At 69.9% G+C, this 14,949-nt stretch carries 12 protein-coding genes; 8 read left to right on the plus strand and 4 right to left on the minus strand.

Annotated elements, in window-relative coordinates; all coding sequences use genetic code 11:
• The first annotated feature begins 47 nt into the window (after positions 1-47).
• From NRF20_RS33040 to NRF20_RS33050, 3 genes are all read left to right on the plus strand, one after another.
• Positions 48-782 (plus strand): VIT1/CCC1 transporter family protein, encoded by a 735-nt coding sequence (locus tag NRF20_RS33040; protein ID WP_398629590.1) that lies wholly within the window; start codon positions 48-50, stop codon positions 780-782.
• 445 nt (positions 783-1,227) lie between these two features.
• On the plus strand, positions 1,228-5,820 hold the full coding sequence (gene gltB / locus NRF20_RS33045) for a glutamate synthase large subunit (protein WP_398629589.1): 4,593 nt from the start codon (positions 1,228-1,230) through the stop codon (positions 5,818-5,820).
• Positions 5,813-7,273, plus strand: a complete 1,461-nt coding sequence (locus NRF20_RS33050) for a glutamate synthase subunit beta (RefSeq protein WP_398629588.1) — start codon at positions 5,813-5,815, stop codon at positions 7,271-7,273. The genes gltB and NRF20_RS33050 overlap by 8 nt, the downstream gene beginning before the upstream one ends.
• Before the next feature lie 113 nt (positions 7,274-7,386).
• On the opposite strand, the gene NRF20_RS33055 is transcribed toward NRF20_RS33050, so the two are convergent.
• On the minus strand, positions 7,387-8,310 hold the full coding sequence (locus NRF20_RS33055) for a rhomboid family intramembrane serine protease (protein ID WP_398629587.1): 924 nt from the start codon (positions 8,308-8,310) through the stop codon (positions 7,387-7,389).
• 138 nt (positions 8,311-8,448) lie between these two features.
• Here NRF20_RS33055 and NRF20_RS33060 point away from each other — a divergent pair, with 138 nt between their 5' ends.
• The 3 genes from NRF20_RS33060 to NRF20_RS33070 all read left to right on the plus strand — a co-directional run bounded on the left by NRF20_RS33060 (position 8,449) and on the right by NRF20_RS33070 (position 10,362).
• Positions 8,449-9,192, plus strand: a complete 744-nt coding sequence (locus NRF20_RS33060; RefSeq protein WP_398629586.1) for a vWA domain-containing protein — start codon at positions 8,449-8,451, stop codon at positions 9,190-9,192.
• On the plus strand, positions 9,189-9,752 hold the full coding sequence (locus NRF20_RS33065) for a HutD family protein (protein WP_398629585.1): 564 nt from the start codon (positions 9,189-9,191) through the stop codon (positions 9,750-9,752). The genes NRF20_RS33060 and NRF20_RS33065 overlap by 4 nt, the downstream gene beginning before the upstream one ends.
• 103 nt (positions 9,753-9,855) lie before the next feature.
• Positions 9,856-10,362: a pyridoxamine 5'-phosphate oxidase family protein gene (locus NRF20_RS33070; protein WP_413753804.1), complete on the plus strand. Its 507-nt coding sequence runs from the start codon at positions 9,856-9,858 to the stop codon at positions 10,360-10,362.
• On the opposite strand, the gene NRF20_RS33075 is transcribed toward NRF20_RS33070, so the two are convergent.
• From NRF20_RS33075 to NRF20_RS33085, 3 genes are read right to left on the minus strand one after another with little or no spacing between them, the layout of a single operon-like run.
• Positions 10,342-11,379: an acyl-CoA dehydrogenase family protein gene (locus NRF20_RS33075; protein ID WP_413753805.1), complete on the minus strand. Its 1,038-nt coding sequence runs from the start codon at positions 11,377-11,379 to the stop codon at positions 10,342-10,344. The genes NRF20_RS33070 and NRF20_RS33075 overlap by 21 nt on opposite strands.
• Positions 11,379-12,524, minus strand: coding sequence for an acyl-CoA dehydrogenase family protein (locus NRF20_RS33080; protein WP_398629582.1), 1,146 nt, complete (start codon positions 12,522-12,524; stop codon positions 11,379-11,381). Before NRF20_RS33080 ends, NRF20_RS33075 begins: the two co-directional genes overlap by 1 nt.
• On the minus strand, positions 12,524-13,402 hold the full coding sequence (locus NRF20_RS33085; protein ID WP_398629581.1) for an enoyl-CoA hydratase: 879 nt from the start codon (positions 13,400-13,402) through the stop codon (positions 12,524-12,526). Before NRF20_RS33085 ends, NRF20_RS33080 begins: the two co-directional genes overlap by 1 nt.
• Before the next feature lie 93 nt (positions 13,403-13,495).
• Between NRF20_RS33085 and NRF20_RS33090 the strand changes: the two genes are divergently transcribed.
• Both NRF20_RS33090 and NRF20_RS33095 read left to right on the plus strand, forming a co-directional pair.
• Positions 13,496-14,278, plus strand: a complete 783-nt coding sequence (locus NRF20_RS33090; RefSeq protein WP_413753806.1) for an SDR family oxidoreductase — start codon at positions 13,496-13,498, stop codon at positions 14,276-14,278.
• A 30-nt stretch (positions 14,279-14,308) separates the two neighbouring features.
• Positions 14,309-14,920, plus strand: coding sequence for a TetR/AcrR family transcriptional regulator (locus NRF20_RS33095; protein WP_398629579.1), 612 nt, complete (start codon positions 14,309-14,311; stop codon positions 14,918-14,920).
• Positions 14,921-14,949: the final 29 nt, after the last annotated feature.

Genomic DNA, 14,949 nt, shown 5'->3' on the forward strand with positions numbered 1-14,949 from the left:
AGCGGGGGCGGAGCGCGTGAAACCCGCTGCCGGAGAAGGGGAGAGCTGTGTCCATCATCGAGACCGACGCCGTACTGCACGAGGCGCACCGCGACAACCACAGCCACCGCGATGTGAACGGCGGCTGGCTGCGCCCGGCGGTGTTCGGTGCCATGGACGGGCTGGTCTCCAACCTCGCGCTGATGACCGGCGTCGCGGGCGGTGCCGTCTCTCAGCAGACGATTGTGATCACCGGTCTGGCGGGCCTGGCCGCCGGTGCGTTCTCCATGGCGGCCGGCGAATACACCTCCGTCGCCTCGCAGCGCGAGCTCGTCGAGGCCGAACTCGAAGTCGAGCGACGCGAGTTGCGCAAGCATCCCAAGGACGAGGAGCGGGAGCTCGCCGAGCTCTACGAGTCCCGTGGCGTCGAGCCCGGGCTTGCCCGCGAGGTCGCACGGCAGCTGTCGCGCGACCCGGAGCAGGCCCTGGAGATCCACGCCCGGGAGGAGCTCGGCATCGACCCGGGCGATCTGCCCTCGCCACTCGTCGCCGCCGTGTCGTCGTTCGGCGCGTTCGCGCTGGGGGCCCTGCTGCCCGTGCTGCCGTATCTGCTCGGTGCGAGTGCGCTGTGGCCGGCCGTGCTGCTCGCGCTGATCGGGCTGTTCGCCTGCGGTGCGGTGGTGGCCAGGGTGACGGCGCGCAGCTGGCTGTACAGCGGGCTGCGTCAGCTGGTGCTGGGCGGGGCCGCGGCGGCGATCACCTACGGTCTGGGCACGCTGTTCGGTGTGGCCGTCGGAAGCTAGGGCTCCTCGGCAAGAGCGTGACATCGGGCCCGTCCGGCTGAAGGCTTTGTCCTCCAGGTGCCGGTCGGTCCTATTTCCGTAACGCGTCCGCCATCCGTGTGACGTACGTCTTGGCGTCCGCCCCTGGGCGGACGGCTTCACCCGGCGTAAAATGAGTCTCTATACAAGGCTGCGCATAATTAGCCGTTACCTGGCGGTTTCGTTTCCTTTGCCGCTGGGCATGAGCCGTAGACACCGCAGGCAACGACGCCTGCTCTCTGCGGTCCCCCCAGGGCGCCGATCCTCCGACTGCGACCCACCCTCACCGCCTCACGCGGTGTCCGCATGTTGGAACGGACTATCCGCTTCTTGAGAAGCGCCCCATCATGTAACCTGCACGAAATTTCGCAGAGGGCCAACGTCGTCCCTCGGCACTGCATATGCCACGACGACGACGGGAGAGCCGATGCGTACCGACGCCTGGTCGCCCATGGACGGTCGCCCCGCCCAGCAGGGGATGTACGACCCCCGTAACGAGCACGACGCCTGTGGCGTCGGGTTCGTGGCCACTCTGACCGGTGTGGCCAGCCATGAGCTGGTCGAGCAGGCGCTGACCGTACTGCGCAACCTCGAACACCGCGGTGCCACCGGATCCGAGCCCGACTCCGGCGACGGCGCCGGAATCCTCCTCCAGGTCCCGGACGCCTTCCTCCGCGACGAGGTCGCCTTCGACCTCCCCGAGGCCGGTGCCTACGCCGTCGGAATCGCCTTCCTGCCCGCGGACGACTCCACCGAGGCCGTGCGGAAGCTGGAGAAGATCTCCGCCGAGGAGGGCCTCAAGGTCCTCGGCTGGCGCGAGGTCCCGGTCACCCCGGACATTCTCGGCAACGGCGCCCGCGCCACCATGCCCGAGTTCCGCCAGCTCTTCGTCGCGGACGGCGAGAGCACCGGCATCGCGCTCGACCGCAAGGCCTTCGTACTGCGCAAGCGCGCCGAGCGGGAGGCCGGGGTGTACTTCCCCTCGCTGTCCGCCCGCACGATCGTCTACAAGGGCATGCTCACCACGGGGCAGCTGGAGCCGTTCTTCCCGGACCTCTCCGACCGCCGCTTCGCCACCGCCGTCGCACTGGTTCACTCGCGCTTCTCCACGAACACCTTCCCGAGCTGGCCGCTCGCCCACCCGTACCGCTTCGTCGCGCACAACGGCGAGATCAACACGGTCAAGGGCAACCGCAACTGGATGAAGGCCCGCGAGTCCCAGCTCGCGTCGAGCGCGTTCGGCTCCGCCGACAATGCACACGGCGGTACGGAGCAGCTGGACCGGATCTTCCCCGTCTGCACCCCGGACGCCTCCGACTCCGCCTCCTTCGACGAGGTCCTGGAGCTGCTCCACCTCGGCGGCCGTTCGCTGCCGCACTCGGTGCTGATGATGGTCCCCGAGGCGTGGGAGAGCCCCGAATCGATGAACGCGATGGACACAGCCCGGCGCGCCTTCTACCAGTACCACTCCACGATGATGGAGCCCTGGGACGGCCCGGCCTGCGTCACCTTCACCGACGGCACCCAGGTCGGCGCGGTCCTCGACCGAAACGGTCTGCGCCCCGGCCGCTACTGGGTCACCGACGACGGCCTCGTCGTGCTCTCCTCCGAGGTCGGTGTCCTGGACATCGCCCCCGCGAAGGTCGTCCGCAAGGGCCGCCTCCAGCCCGGCAGGATGTTCCTCGTCGACACGGCCGAGGGCCGCATCATCGAGGACGACGAGATCAAGGCGGGCCTCGCCGCCGAGCAGCCGTACCAGGAGTGGCTGGAGGCCGGCGAGATCGAGCTGGAGGACCTTCCCGAGCGGGAGCACATCGTGCACACGCACGCCTCCGTCACCCGCCGCCAGCAGACCTTCGGCTACACCGAGGAAGAGCTCCGCGTCATTCTCGCGCCGATGGCCCGCACCGCCGGCGAGCCGCTCGGCTCCATGGGTACGGACTCGCCGATCGCCGCCCTCTCCGAGCGTCCGCGGCTGCTCTTCGACTACTTCACCCAGCTGTTCGCGCAGGTCACCAACCCGCCGCTGGACGCCATCCGTGAGGAGCTCGTCACCTCGCTGCGCTCCTCGCTCGGCCCGCAGGGCAACCTGCTGGAGCCGACTGCCGCGTCGTGCCGCAGCGTCACGCTGCCGTTCCCGGTGATCGACAACGACGAGCTGGCCAAGCTGATACACATCAATGCCGACGGCGACATGCCGGGCATGAAGGCCGCCACGCTCTCCGGTCTCTACCGGGTCGGCGGTGGCGGCGATGCCCTCGCGGCGCGGATCGAGCAGATCTGTACCGAGGTCGACGCCGCCATAGAGGACGGCGCCCGTCTGGTCGTCCTGTCCGACCGGCACTCCGACGCCGAGCACGCGCCGATCCCGTCGCTGCTGCTCACCTCGGCCGTCCACCACCACCTCATCCGCACCAAGCAGCGCACCCAGGTGGGTCTGCTGGTCGAGGCCGGAGACGTCCGCGAGGTCCACCACGTCGCGCTGCTGATCGGCTACGGCGCCGCCGCGGTCAACCCGTACCTGGCGATGGAGTCCGTCGAGGACCTGGTCCGCGCCGGCACGTTCATCGAGGGCATCGAGCCCGAGAAGGCCATCCGGAACCTGATCTACGCGCTCGGCAAGGGCGTCCTGAAGGTCATGTCCAAGATGGGCATCTCGACCGTCGCCTCCTACCGCGGTGCCCAGGTCTTCGAGGCCGTCGGCCTGGACGAGGACTTCGTCGCGAAGTACTTCAACGGCACCGCGACCAAGATCGGCGGCGCCGGACTCGACGTCGTCGCCAAGGAGGTCGCCGCCCGGCACGCCAAGGGCTACCCCGCCTCCGGCATCTCCGCCTCGCACCGCGCGCTGGAGATCGGCGGCGAGTACCAGTGGCGCCGCGAGGGCGAGCCGCACCTGTTCGACCCGGAGACGGTCTTCCGCCTCCAGCACGCCACCCGCAACAAGCGGTACGACATCTTCAAGAAGTACACGGACCGGGTGAACGAGCAGTCCGAGCGCCTGATGACGCTGCGTGGTCTGTTCGGCTTCAAGTCGGACCGCGAGGCGATCTCCGTCGACGAGGTCGAGTCCGTCTCCGACATCGTCAAGCGCTTCTCCACCGGCGCCATGTCGTACGGCTCGATCTCCCGCGAGGCGCACGAGACCCTCGCCATCGCCATGAACCAGCTGGGCGGCAAGTCCAACACCGGTGAGGGCGGCGAGGACGCCGACCGGCTGTACGACCCGGCGCGCCGCTCGTCGATCAAGCAGGTCGCCTCCGGCCGCTTCGGTGTGACCAGCGAGTACCTGGTCAACGCGGACGACATCCAGATCAAGATGGCGCAGGGTGCCAAGCCCGGCGAGGGCGGCCAGCTGCCCGGCCACAAGGTCTACCCGTGGGTCGCCAAGACCCGGCACTCCACCCCGGGTGTCGGTCTGATCTCCCCGCCGCCGCACCACGACATCTACTCCATCGAGGACCTGGCCCAGCTGATCCACGACCTGAAGAACGCCAACCCGGCTGCCCGCATCCACGTGAAGCTGGTCTCCGAGGTCGGCGTCGGCACGGTCGCCGCCGGTGTCTCCAAGGCGCACGCGGACGTCGTCCTGATCTCCGGCCACGACGGCGGAACGGGCGCCTCCCCGCTCACCTCCCTGAAGCACGCGGGCGGCCCCTGGGAGCTCGGCCTCGCCGAGACCCAGCAGACCCTGCTGCTCAACGGCCTGCGCGACCGCATCGTCGTGCAGACCGACGGTCAGCTGAAGACCGGCCGCGACGTCGTCATCGCCGCACTGCTCGGCGCCGAGGAGTTCGGTTTCGCGACCGCGCCGCTCGTCGTCTCCGGCTGCGTCATGATGCGCGTCTGCCACCTGGACACCTGCCCGGTCGGCATTGCCACCCAGAACCCCGTCCTGCGCGAGCGGTTCTCCGGCAAGGCCGAGTACGTCGTCAACTTCTTCGAGTTCATCGCCCAGGAAGTCCGCGAGATCCTCGCCGAGCTCGGCTTCCGTACGATCGAGGAGGCCGTCGGCCACGCCGAGCTGCTCGACACCGACCGTGCGATCACGCACTGGAAGGCGCAGGGCCTCGACCTGAAGCCGCTGTTCCACGTCCCCGAGCTGCCCGAGGGCGCGGTCCGCCACGCGCGGATCGAGCAGGACCACGGCCTCGCCAAGGCGCTCGACAACGAGCTGATCAGGCTCGCCGCCGACGCCCTGAACGCGGACAGCGCCGAGACCGCCCAGCCGGTCCGGGCCCAGATCGCGATCCGCAACATCAACCGGACCGTCGGCACCATGCTCGGCCACGAGGTGACGAAGAAGTTCGGCGGCGCCGGTCTGCCGCAGGACACCATCGACATCACCTTCACCGGCTCCGCGGGCCAGTCCTTCGGCGCGTTCGTACCGAGCGGGGTCACGCTGCGCCTGGAGGGCGACGCCAACGACTACGTCGGCAAGGGCCTCTCCGGCGGCCGGATCGTCGTCCGCCCCGACCGCGGCGCCGACCACCTCGCCGAGTACTCCACCATCGCGGGCAACACCATCGCCTACGGCGCCACCGGCGGCGAACTGTTCCTGCGAGGCCGCACCGGCGAGCGGTTCTGCGTCCGCAACTCCGGCGCCACCGTCGTCTCGGAGGGCGTGGGCGACCACGGCTGCGAGTACATGACCGGCGGCCACGCCGTCGTCCTCGGCGAGACCGGACGCAACTTCGCCGCGGGCATGTCGGGCGGTGTCGCCTACGTCATCGACCTGAACCGCGACAACGTCAACGTCGGCAACCTCGGGGCCATCGAGGTCCCCTCCGAAACCGACAAGCAGTGGCTGCACGACGTGGTGCGCCGCCACCAGGAGGAGACCGGATCCACGGTCGCCGAGAAGCTGCTTGCCGAGTGGGACACCGCGGTGACCCGCTTCAGCAAGATCATCCCGTCCACCTACAAGGCAGTGCTCGCCGCCAAGGACGCCGCTGAGCTCGCCGGTCTCTCCGAACAGGAGACCACCGAGAAGATGATGGAGGCGGCGACCAATGGCTGACCCCAAGGGCTTCCTGACCACCGGGCGCGAGGTCGCCGAGACCCGCCCCGTGGGCGAGCGCGTCAAGGACTGGAACGAGGTCTACGTTCCGGGCTCGCTGCTCCCGATCATCAGCAAGCAGGCCGGCCGCTGCATGGACTGCGGCATCCCGTTCTGCCACAACGGCTGCCCGCTCGGAAACCTCATCCCCGAGTGGAACGACTACGCCTACCGCGAGGACTGGACTGCGGCCTCCGAGCGCCTGCACGCCACGAACAACTTCCCGGAGTTCACCGGGCGGCTCTGCCCGGCCCCGTGCGAGTCGGCGTGTGTGCTCGGCATCAACCAGCCGGCCGTCACCATCAAGAACGTCGAGGTCTCCATCATCGACAAGGCGTGGGACAGCGGCGACGTCACCCCGCAGCCGCCCGAGCGGCTCTCGGGCAAGACCGTCGCGGTCATCGGCTCGGGCCCGGCGGGACTCGCCGCAGCCCAGCAGCTGACCCGGGCCGGCCACACCGTCGCCGTCTACGAGCGCGCGGACCGCATCGGAGGACTTCTCCGTTACGGCATCCCCGAGTTCAAGATGGAGAAGTCGCACATCAACCGCCGTATCGAGCAGATGCGCGCGGAAGGCACCAAGTTCCGCACCGAGACGGAGGTCGGCCGGGACATCGACGCCGCCAAGCTCCGCCGCCGGTACGACGCGGTCGTCATCGCCGCCGGTGCCACCGTCTCGCGCGACCTGCCCGTCCCGGGCCGTGAGCTGAACGGCGTGCACTTCGCCATGGAGTACCTGCCGCTGGCCAACAAGGTGCAGGAGGGCGACCTGACGGTCTCCCCGATCACCGCCGAGGGCAAGCACGTCGTCGTGATCGGCGGCGGCGACACCGGCGCCGACTGCGTCGGCACCGCCCACCGCCAGGGCGCGCTCTCCGTCACCCAGCTGGAGATCATGCCCCGGCCGGGCGAGGACCGGAACGCCAACCAGCCCTGGCCGACCTTCCCGATGCTCTACAAGGTCACCTCCGCGCACGAGGAGGGCGGCGAGCGGGTCTACTCCGTCTCCACCACCCATTTCGAGGGCGACGAGGACGGCAACGTCCAGGCGCTGCACCTCGTCGAGGTGGAGTTCAAGGACGGCAAGCCGGCGCAGAAGCCCGGCACCGAGCGGCGGATCCCCGCGCAGCTGGTCACCCTCGCCATGGGCTTCACCGGCACCGACCAGGCCAACGGTCTGGTCCAGCAGTTCGGCCTGGAGCTCGACGAGCGCGGCAATGTCGCGCGCGACGCGGACTTCGCCACCAACGTCGACGGAGTCTTCGTCGCCGGTGACGCCGGCCGCGGCCAGTCCCTCATCGTGTGGGCCATCGCCGAGGGCCGCTCCGCGGCACGCGGTGTGGACCGCTTCCTGACCGGAGCCAGCGCACTGCCGGCCCCGATCCGTCCGACGGACCGTTCCCTGATGGTCTGATCACGGCACACAAAGACGTCCCGTACAAAGGCGTACGGAACTGAACGCGGCGCCTGCCCGTCCCCGACCGGACGATCTCGGCAGGCGCCGTGGCGCGTTCCGGGGACGGGCTCTCAGCCCGTCAGCGCGGACGTCTTGAGCACCACCAGCAGCACCAGCACGGCGAGCAGTACCACACACGCGGCGGCCTGGATCGTCGTACGCCGCTTCGCCGGGGCGTACGCGTACGCGACCGTGACGATGCCACCCGTCAGCAGCCCGCCCAAGTGGCCCTGCCACGAGGTGAATCCGGCCGAGATCAGCATCCAGAGCAGGAACCCGGCCATGAACCGGTTCACCGCCTGCATGTCGCGTCCGAGGCGCCGGTTGATGACGTAGAACGCCGCGCCGAGACCGAAGATCGCACCCGAGGCACCCACCGTGTCGTCGAACGGCGCGATCAGATACACCAGGACCGAACTGCCCAGCGCGGACAGCAGATACAGCGCGAGGTAGCGGGCCCGGCCCAGCTGCTCCTCGACGACCCGGCCCAGATTCCACAGCGCGTACATGTTGAAGAGGATGTGCAGCACCCCGAACGGCAGCGAGCCGAAGGACGACCCGTCCGGCGGGAGATGCAGGAAGGCCCCGGTCAGCAGCCGGTACCACTCGCCGTCCACCACACCGATCACATCGAAGCCGGGGAAGCCCCCGGCCTCGTAGACGTACCGGCCTCCGTCCGGGCCGTTCAGCCCCGCACCGAGCATCGCGAACCGGTCGACGATCCCCGGACGGACCAGCTCGCCCAGATACGCCAGGATGTTCAGGCCCATCAGCACGTATGTGACGAGCGGCACCGCGGTCCTCGACACGGCACCGCCGAACACCGTGCGCGCCTGCCGGACCGAACGCTGTCCCTCCTTCACGCACTCCACGCAGTGGTGACCGACAGCGGCCTCACGCATGCAGTCGGGGCAGATGAACCGTTCACAGCGGGTGCAGCTCACATACGTCTCGTACGACGGATGGCGATAACAAGTGGTGACCGCGGCCTCCACGGCAGGCTCCTTCACGGGTGGGCGGACACGAGCGGCCGGTGGGGACGGCGGCGATCAAGATAGCGAACACCGCCGCCCCGGGCATATCCGGGTGCCTTACGCTCAGGGCTCTGACACGTCGAGGATCGGAGAATCCGCATGGTCGGCTCGTCCACCGCAACAGGTCCGGCCATCAGCCTCCGCAAGATCGAGGAGACCGCACCCGCGCTGGTCAGCCTCTACAAGAGTGCTTCCGTCCCGCTGACGAAGCACGGCTTGGGCGGGGAGCGCGCAGCGGTATATCTGGTGCTCGACTACTCCGGCTCCATGAAGGAGTACTACAAGGACGGCAGCGTCCAGGCCCTGGCGGACCGGGTGCTGGGTCTTTCCGCACATCTGGACGACGACGGCCGCGTACCGGTCGTCTTCTTCTCCACCGATGTCGACGCCGTCACCGACATGACCCTGGACACCCACCAGGGCCGGGTCGACGCGATCGTGGCGGGCCTGGGGCACATGGGGAAGACCAGCTACCACCTGGCCATGGACGCCGTCATCGACCACTACATCGACAGCGGCTCCACCTCCCCCGCGCTCGTCGTCTTCCAGACGGACGGCGGCCCGATCAGCAAGCACGCGGCGGAACGCTATCTGTGCAAGGCGGCGAAACTGCCGCTGTTCTGGCAGTTCATCGGCTTCGGCAACAAACGCAGTACGCAGTTCGACTTCCTGCACAAGCTCGACGAACTGGCCGTACCCGCCAAGCGCCCCATAGACAACGCCGGCTTCTTCCACGCCGGACTGGACCCGCGCAAGGTCCCGGACGCCGAACTGTACGACCGGCTGGTCGCCGAATTCCCGCGGTGGCTGGCCGCGGCCCGGGCACAGGGGATCGTCAAGTGACGGCCCGGGTGCTGCGGGCGGCCGACCGCACGGCCACGCCCTGGAAGAACGGCGGGGGAGTCACCCGCGAGATCGCGGCGTCCCCCGTGGGCGCGCCGCTGGACGCCTTCGACTGGCGGGTCAGCCTCGCCGATGTGTCCCGGGACGGGCCGTTCTCCTCGTTCCCCGGGGTCGACCGCACACTGACCGTGGTCGAGGGCGCCGGGATGGACCTCATGGTGGGCGGCGAGCACCACATCGTCGACGAGCAGTACTGGCCGCACGACTTCCCCGGTGACCTGGAGACGGAGGGCCGGCTGCTCGGTGGCCCGGTCGTGAACTTCAATGTGATGTACCGCAGGGAGCGTACGAGCGCGGAGGTCGCGGTGGTACGCGGCACCGTCCGGCTTTCGGTGCCTCAGGGCGGGACGGTTCTGGCCGTCGCGCTGGAGGACGGTGCGGTGGTCGACGGCCAGGACATCGAACTCGACCGCTACGACGCGTTGTTGGCGCAGGGCGAATCACCGGGGGTGCTGCGTACGCAGGGGTGGGCGCTGGTGGTCACCCTGTCGGACGGATGACGGGCACCCGGCGGATGGAGGGAGCCCGGACGTTGTGCGACTGATCGGGTGCGGCCGGGAAAAGCAGACAGGAGATGTCGGGATTCCAGGGTTCCATGGACGCATGACATCGAGTTCCTGGGAAGAGTTCCAGTCGGCGGAGCCGGCCTTCGCCGACACCGTCCGGACCCGCTTCCAGCAGTACAAGCACCACGTCCTGGCGACCCTGCGCAAGGACGGATCGCCGCGCGTGACCGGCCTCGAAGTGGATTTCCGGCTGGGTGAGCCGTTCCTCGGCATGATGCCGAACTCACGCAAGGCGCTGGACCTGCTGCGCGATCCGCGGTTCGCGGTGCAGGCCAACCCCGGACCGGACGCCGAGATGGCCGACGGGGACGTCCGGCTCTCCGGCCGCGCGGTGGAGGTGACCGACCCCGCCGTGCTGGCCCGCTTCATCGAGGAGGTGAAGCCGCCGGAACCCTTCCACCTCTTCCGGGTGGAGCTGACCGAGGTGGTACGCACCGGTCTCGAAGGCGGCGACACCCTGGTCATCCAGGTATGGCGCCCCGGTCACCCGCTGCGCACCTTCCGAAGGGGCAACGACGACGGCTCACTGAGCGAGATCTCCTGACACAGGGGGCCGGGCGGCGGACGCGGCCGGCCCGTCGGCCAGCACCCGCGCCCGGCAAGCCCCCGGCGTCCCCCACGCGTCCCGCAGCGGTCGCGCCTTCCGCAGCCACAGCGACAGATCCAGCTCCTGCGTGTACCCCACCGCACCGTGCAACTGCAGTGCCGCCCGCGCCGACGCGTACCCCGCCTCGCCCGCCGTCACCTTGGCCGCCGCCACCTCCGCACCGGCGTCCGGCGTCTCCCCGGCGAGCGCGAGCGCCGCCCCGTACAGCAGCGGGCGGGCGAACTCCAGCCCGATCAACGTGTCCGCGAGCCGGTGCTTGACCGCCTGGAAGGAGCCGATCGCCGTACCGAACTGGGTGCGCTGCTTCACATACGTGACCGTGGCCCGCAGCAGCGCCTCGCCCGTGCCGAGCGACTGCGCGGCCGTGGCGAACGCCGCCCACCGAGCGGCCCGCCCCGCGGCCCGCGCCACCCGGGGCCCGGATGCGAGCAGCTCCCCGCCCGGCCCGGGGCGCCACAGCCGCCGGGCCGGGTCGGACGACACGCTGAGAGTGCCGGGCCCGGGTGCGAGCCGAAGCTCGTCGCCGGTCACAGTGAACACGGCGTCCACGGCATCCGCGTCCAGCGCATACGGCCCGTACCCGTCCATCCGGAGCGTCGCCGATGCCGCACCGGACGCCAGCCGCGGCAGCCACTCCTTGGCCGCCGCGCCGCCCAAACCCCCCAGCAGCACCCCGGCCGCAACCGTCTCCACAACCGGCCCCGGCACCGCGTGCCGCCCCAACTCGGTGAAGGCGACCGCGAGTTCGACCGGCAGTGGTCCGACGCCCTCGTACGCCTCCGATATCGCCAGGGCGAACACCCCCGCCTGTGCCAGCCGTGCCCACAGGTCCCTGCCCGGTCCGTGGTTCCCGGCAGCCCAGGCGCGTACCACCGCAGGGGTGTCCGAGGCGGTCAGCATCGCGTCCAGCGAGCGGGCGAACTCCCGCTGCTCGTCGTCGAGGAGGAAACGCATCAGCGCCGTCCCTTCGGCAGGCCGAGCAGCCGCTCGGCGATGATGTCGCGCTGGATCTCGTTCGTACCGGCGTAGATGGGGCCCGCGAGGGAGAAGACGTACCCCTCGGCCCACTCGGACTCCGCCAGCTCCGCGTCCGGGCCCAGCAGATCGAGCGCCGTCTCGTGCAGAGCGATGTCGTACTCGGACCAGAACACCTTGTTCAGGCTGGACTCCGCGCCGATGTCCGCCCCCGCCGCGAAGCGTGAGGCGTTGGTGCAGGTGAAGAGCCGGTACGCGCGCGCCCCGATCACCGCGTCCGCCACCCGGTCCCGCAGCGCCGTGTCGGACGGGTCGCCGTGAGTGCGCCACAGCCCGGCCAGCCGGTCCGCGGCGGCCAGGAAGCGGCCGGGGGAGCGGAGCGTCAGTCCGCGCTCGTTGCCCGTTGTCGACATGGCGATACGCCAGCCCTGTCCGGGCTCCCCGATGATGTCCTCGTCCGGTACGAACACCTCGTCCAGGAACAGCTCGGCGAAGGCGGGCTTGCCGTCGAGCCGCCCGATCGGCCGGACCGAAACCCCGGGCGCCGACAGGTCGAACATCAGATACGTCAGCCCGTGGTGCGGCTTCGCGGCCTCGGGATCCGTGCGGAAGATGCCGAACGCCCGGTCCGCGAACGCGGCCCGCGAGGACCAGGTCTTCTGCCCCGAGAGCAGCCAGCCGCCGTCCGCGCGCACCGCCCGCGAACGCAGTGACGCCAGGTCCGAGCCCGACTCCGGCTCGGACCAGGCCTGCGCCCAGATCACCTCTCCGCTCGCCATCGACGGCAGGACCCGGGCCCGCTGCTCGTCCGTGGCGTGGTCGAAGAGCGTCGGGGCGAGCAGGCTGATGCCGTTCTGCGAGACCCGGCCGGGGCCGCCCGCCGCGTAGTACTCCTCCTCGAATGCCAGCCACCGGAAGATGTCGACGCCCCGGCCGCCGTACTCGGCCGGCCAGGAGACGACCGACCAGTGGTCCGCGTACAGCCGCGCCTCCCACTCCCGGTGCGCGGCGAAGCCCTCGGCGGTCTCCAGGGACGGCAGCGGCTCGGCGGGTACGTTGGCCCGCAGCCACTGTCGCGCCTCGGCCCGGAACGCCTCCTCCTCGGCCGTGTACGACAGATCCATCACACACCCGCCTTCTTCATCGAGGCGATGTCCATGCCGCCGAGCGGGTCCGCCGCCGTCTCCGCGTTGTGCGCATGGGCGAGATGGTGCAGCCCGAAGACCGAGTCCATGCCGGTGTGCAGCCCCTGAAGGTCCTCGGCCTGGTTGACCGCACGCTTGGTGAGGGCCAGCCCCAGACGCGGCATCTTGGCGATCCGCAATGCCAATTCGTGGGTGTGTCCGGCGAGTTCGTCGCGCTCCACCACCTTGTTCACCATGCCGACCTCGTACGCCCGGCGGGCGCTCATCCGGTCGCCGGTGAACAGGAACTCCTTCGCGATCCGGGGCGGCATCACCCAGGGGTGTGCGAAGTACTCGACGCCGGGGATGCCCATCCGCACCACCGGATCGGCGAAGAAGGCGTCCTCGCTCGCCACGATCAGATCGCAGATCCAGGCGAGCATCAGCCCGCCGGCCACACACGCGCCCTGGACGGAGGCGACGACCGGCTTCGGCAGCTCGCGCCAGCGCCTGCACATGCCGAGATAGACCTCCGACTCACGGGCGAAGCGGCTCTCCGCACCGGTCTTGTCGGAGTGGTCCCACCACAGGCCGGCCCTGCGCTCGAAGGGCAGATGCGCATCGCGCCCGGGCGTGCCGATGTCATGGCCCGCCGAGAAGTGCTCCCCGGCGCCCGCCAGCACGACCACCTTGACCCCGGAGTCCTCGGCGGCCCGGTAGAACGCGGCGTCCAGGGCGTAGGTCATCGCCGAGTTCTGGGCGTTGCGGTAGCGCGGGCGGTTCAGCGTCACGTACGCGACCGGGCCCCGGCGCTCGTACAGCACGGGACCGGACGGGAGGTCACCGGCGTCACCGGCAGTGTCGTGGGCATCGAGCATCGGCTCATCCTTCCCTAACAAGTGTTTGGTAGGTTAACGTACGAGCAGGAGGACCGTCGAGGATCCGCGGGCCGAGACCGAGGAGGCGCGGGCGTGAGCGCACCGCAGTACGTACCCGGACACGGCCTGCTGGCCGGCCGCAGTGCCGTCGTCACCGCAGCCGCGGGCGCCGGAATCGGCGGCGCCACCGCCCGCAAATTCCTTGAGGAGGGCGCCCGCATCGTCATCGGCGACGCGCACGCCCGCCGGCTGAAGGAGACCGAGCAGGCGCTCGCCGAGGAGTTCGGCGCGGACCATGTCGCGTCACTGCCCTGCGACGTCACCGACGAGACCCAGGTCCAGGCACTCTTCGCGCTCGCCGAACAGACCCACGGCGGCCTCGACATCGTCGTCAACAACGCAGGCCTCGGCGGCACCGCCGCACTCACCGAGATGACCGACGAACAGTGGACCAAGGTCCTCGACGTCACCCTGAACGGCACCTTCCGCTGTACCCGGGCCGCCCTGCGCTCGCTCAAGGCGGCGGGCCGCGGCGGCATCGTCGTCAACAACGCCTCTGTCATCGGCTGGCGCGCCCAGAGCGGCCAGGCCCACTACGCCGCCGCCAAGGCGGGCGTCATGGCGCTCACCAGGTGCGCCGCGATCGAGGCCGCCGAGTACGGCGTACGCGTCAACGCCGTCGCACCCAGCCTCGCCATGCACCCGCACCTGGTGAAGGTCACCTCCGCCGAACTCCTCGACGAACTGACCGAGAAGGAGGCGTTCGGCCGCTATGCCGAGCCGTGGGAGATCGCCAACGTCATCGTCTTCCTCGCCAGCGGCTACTCCTCATACATGACGGGCGAAGTCGTCTCCGTCAGCAACCGGCATGCCTGACGGGACGACGGCCGGGCGGAGAATGGGCGGGTGCCTACCAAGAAGAAGCCCCAGGTGACCCCCTCGCCCGAGCGTCGCCGCGAACTGCTCGCCACCGCCGCCGAGGTGTTCGCCTCGCAGGGATACAACGCCACCACCGTCCGCAAGATCGCGGACGCGGCCGGGATGCTCGCGGGCAGCCTCTACTACCACTTCGATTCCAAGGAATCGATGATCGACGAGATCCTCTCGACCTTCCTCACCGAACTCTGGGACGGGTACGACGCGGTGCTGGCCGCCGGACTCGGCCCCCGGGAGACCATCGAGGCACTCGTCACCGAGTCCTTCCGGGAGATCGACCGGCACCGCGCCGCCGTCGCCATCTACCAGAAGGAGTCCAAGCACCTGGCCACCCAGCCGCGCTTCCAGTACCTCGTCGACTCCCAGCAGAAGTTCGAGAAGGCCTGGCTCGGCACGCTGGAACGCGGCGTCGCCGACAAGACCTTCCGCGCCGACCTCGACATCCGCCTCACCTACCGCTTCGTCCGCGACACCGTCTGGGTCGCGGCGTCCTGGTACCGGCCGGGCGGACAGCACAGCCCCGAGGAGATCGCCCGCCAGTACCTCTCGATGGTTCTGGACGGCATCGCCCTCGACACCTGACCCCACCCGAGCTCACCGAGGAGCAGAAG

This window comes from Streptomyces sp. R-74717 (assembly GCF_047305335.1).
GTDB classification, from domain to species: Bacteria; Actinomycetota; Actinomycetes; order Streptomycetales; family Streptomycetaceae; genus Streptomyces; species Streptomyces atratus.

Bases quoted from the DNA above. Each gene is read 5' to 3' on its own strand.
- NRF20_RS33050 (WP_398629588.1), top strand. From the start codon at position 5,813: ATGGCTGACCCCAAGGGCTTCCTGACCACCGGGCGCGAGGTCGCCGAG.
- NRF20_RS33070 (WP_413753804.1), top strand. From the start codon at position 9,856: ATGACATCGAGTTCCTGGGAAGAGTTCCAGTCGGCGGAGCCGGCCTTC.
- NRF20_RS33060 (WP_398629586.1), top strand. From the start codon at position 8,449: ATGGTCGGCTCGTCCACCGCAACAGGTCCGGCCATCAGCCTCCGCAAG.
- NRF20_RS33080 (WP_398629582.1), bottom strand. From the start codon at position 12,524: ATGGATCTGTCGTACACGGCCGAGGAGGAGGCGTTCCGGGCCGAGGCG.
- gltB (WP_398629589.1), top strand. From the start codon at position 1,228: ATGCGTACCGACGCCTGGTCGCCCATGGACGGTCGCCCCGCCCAGCAG.
- NRF20_RS33085 (WP_398629581.1), bottom strand. From the start codon at position 13,402: ATGCTCGATGCCCACGACACTGCCGGTGACGCCGGTGACCTCCCGTCC.
- NRF20_RS33075 (WP_413753805.1), bottom strand. From the start codon at position 11,379: ATGCGTTTCCTCCTCGACGACGAGCAGCGGGAGTTCGCCCGCTCGCTG.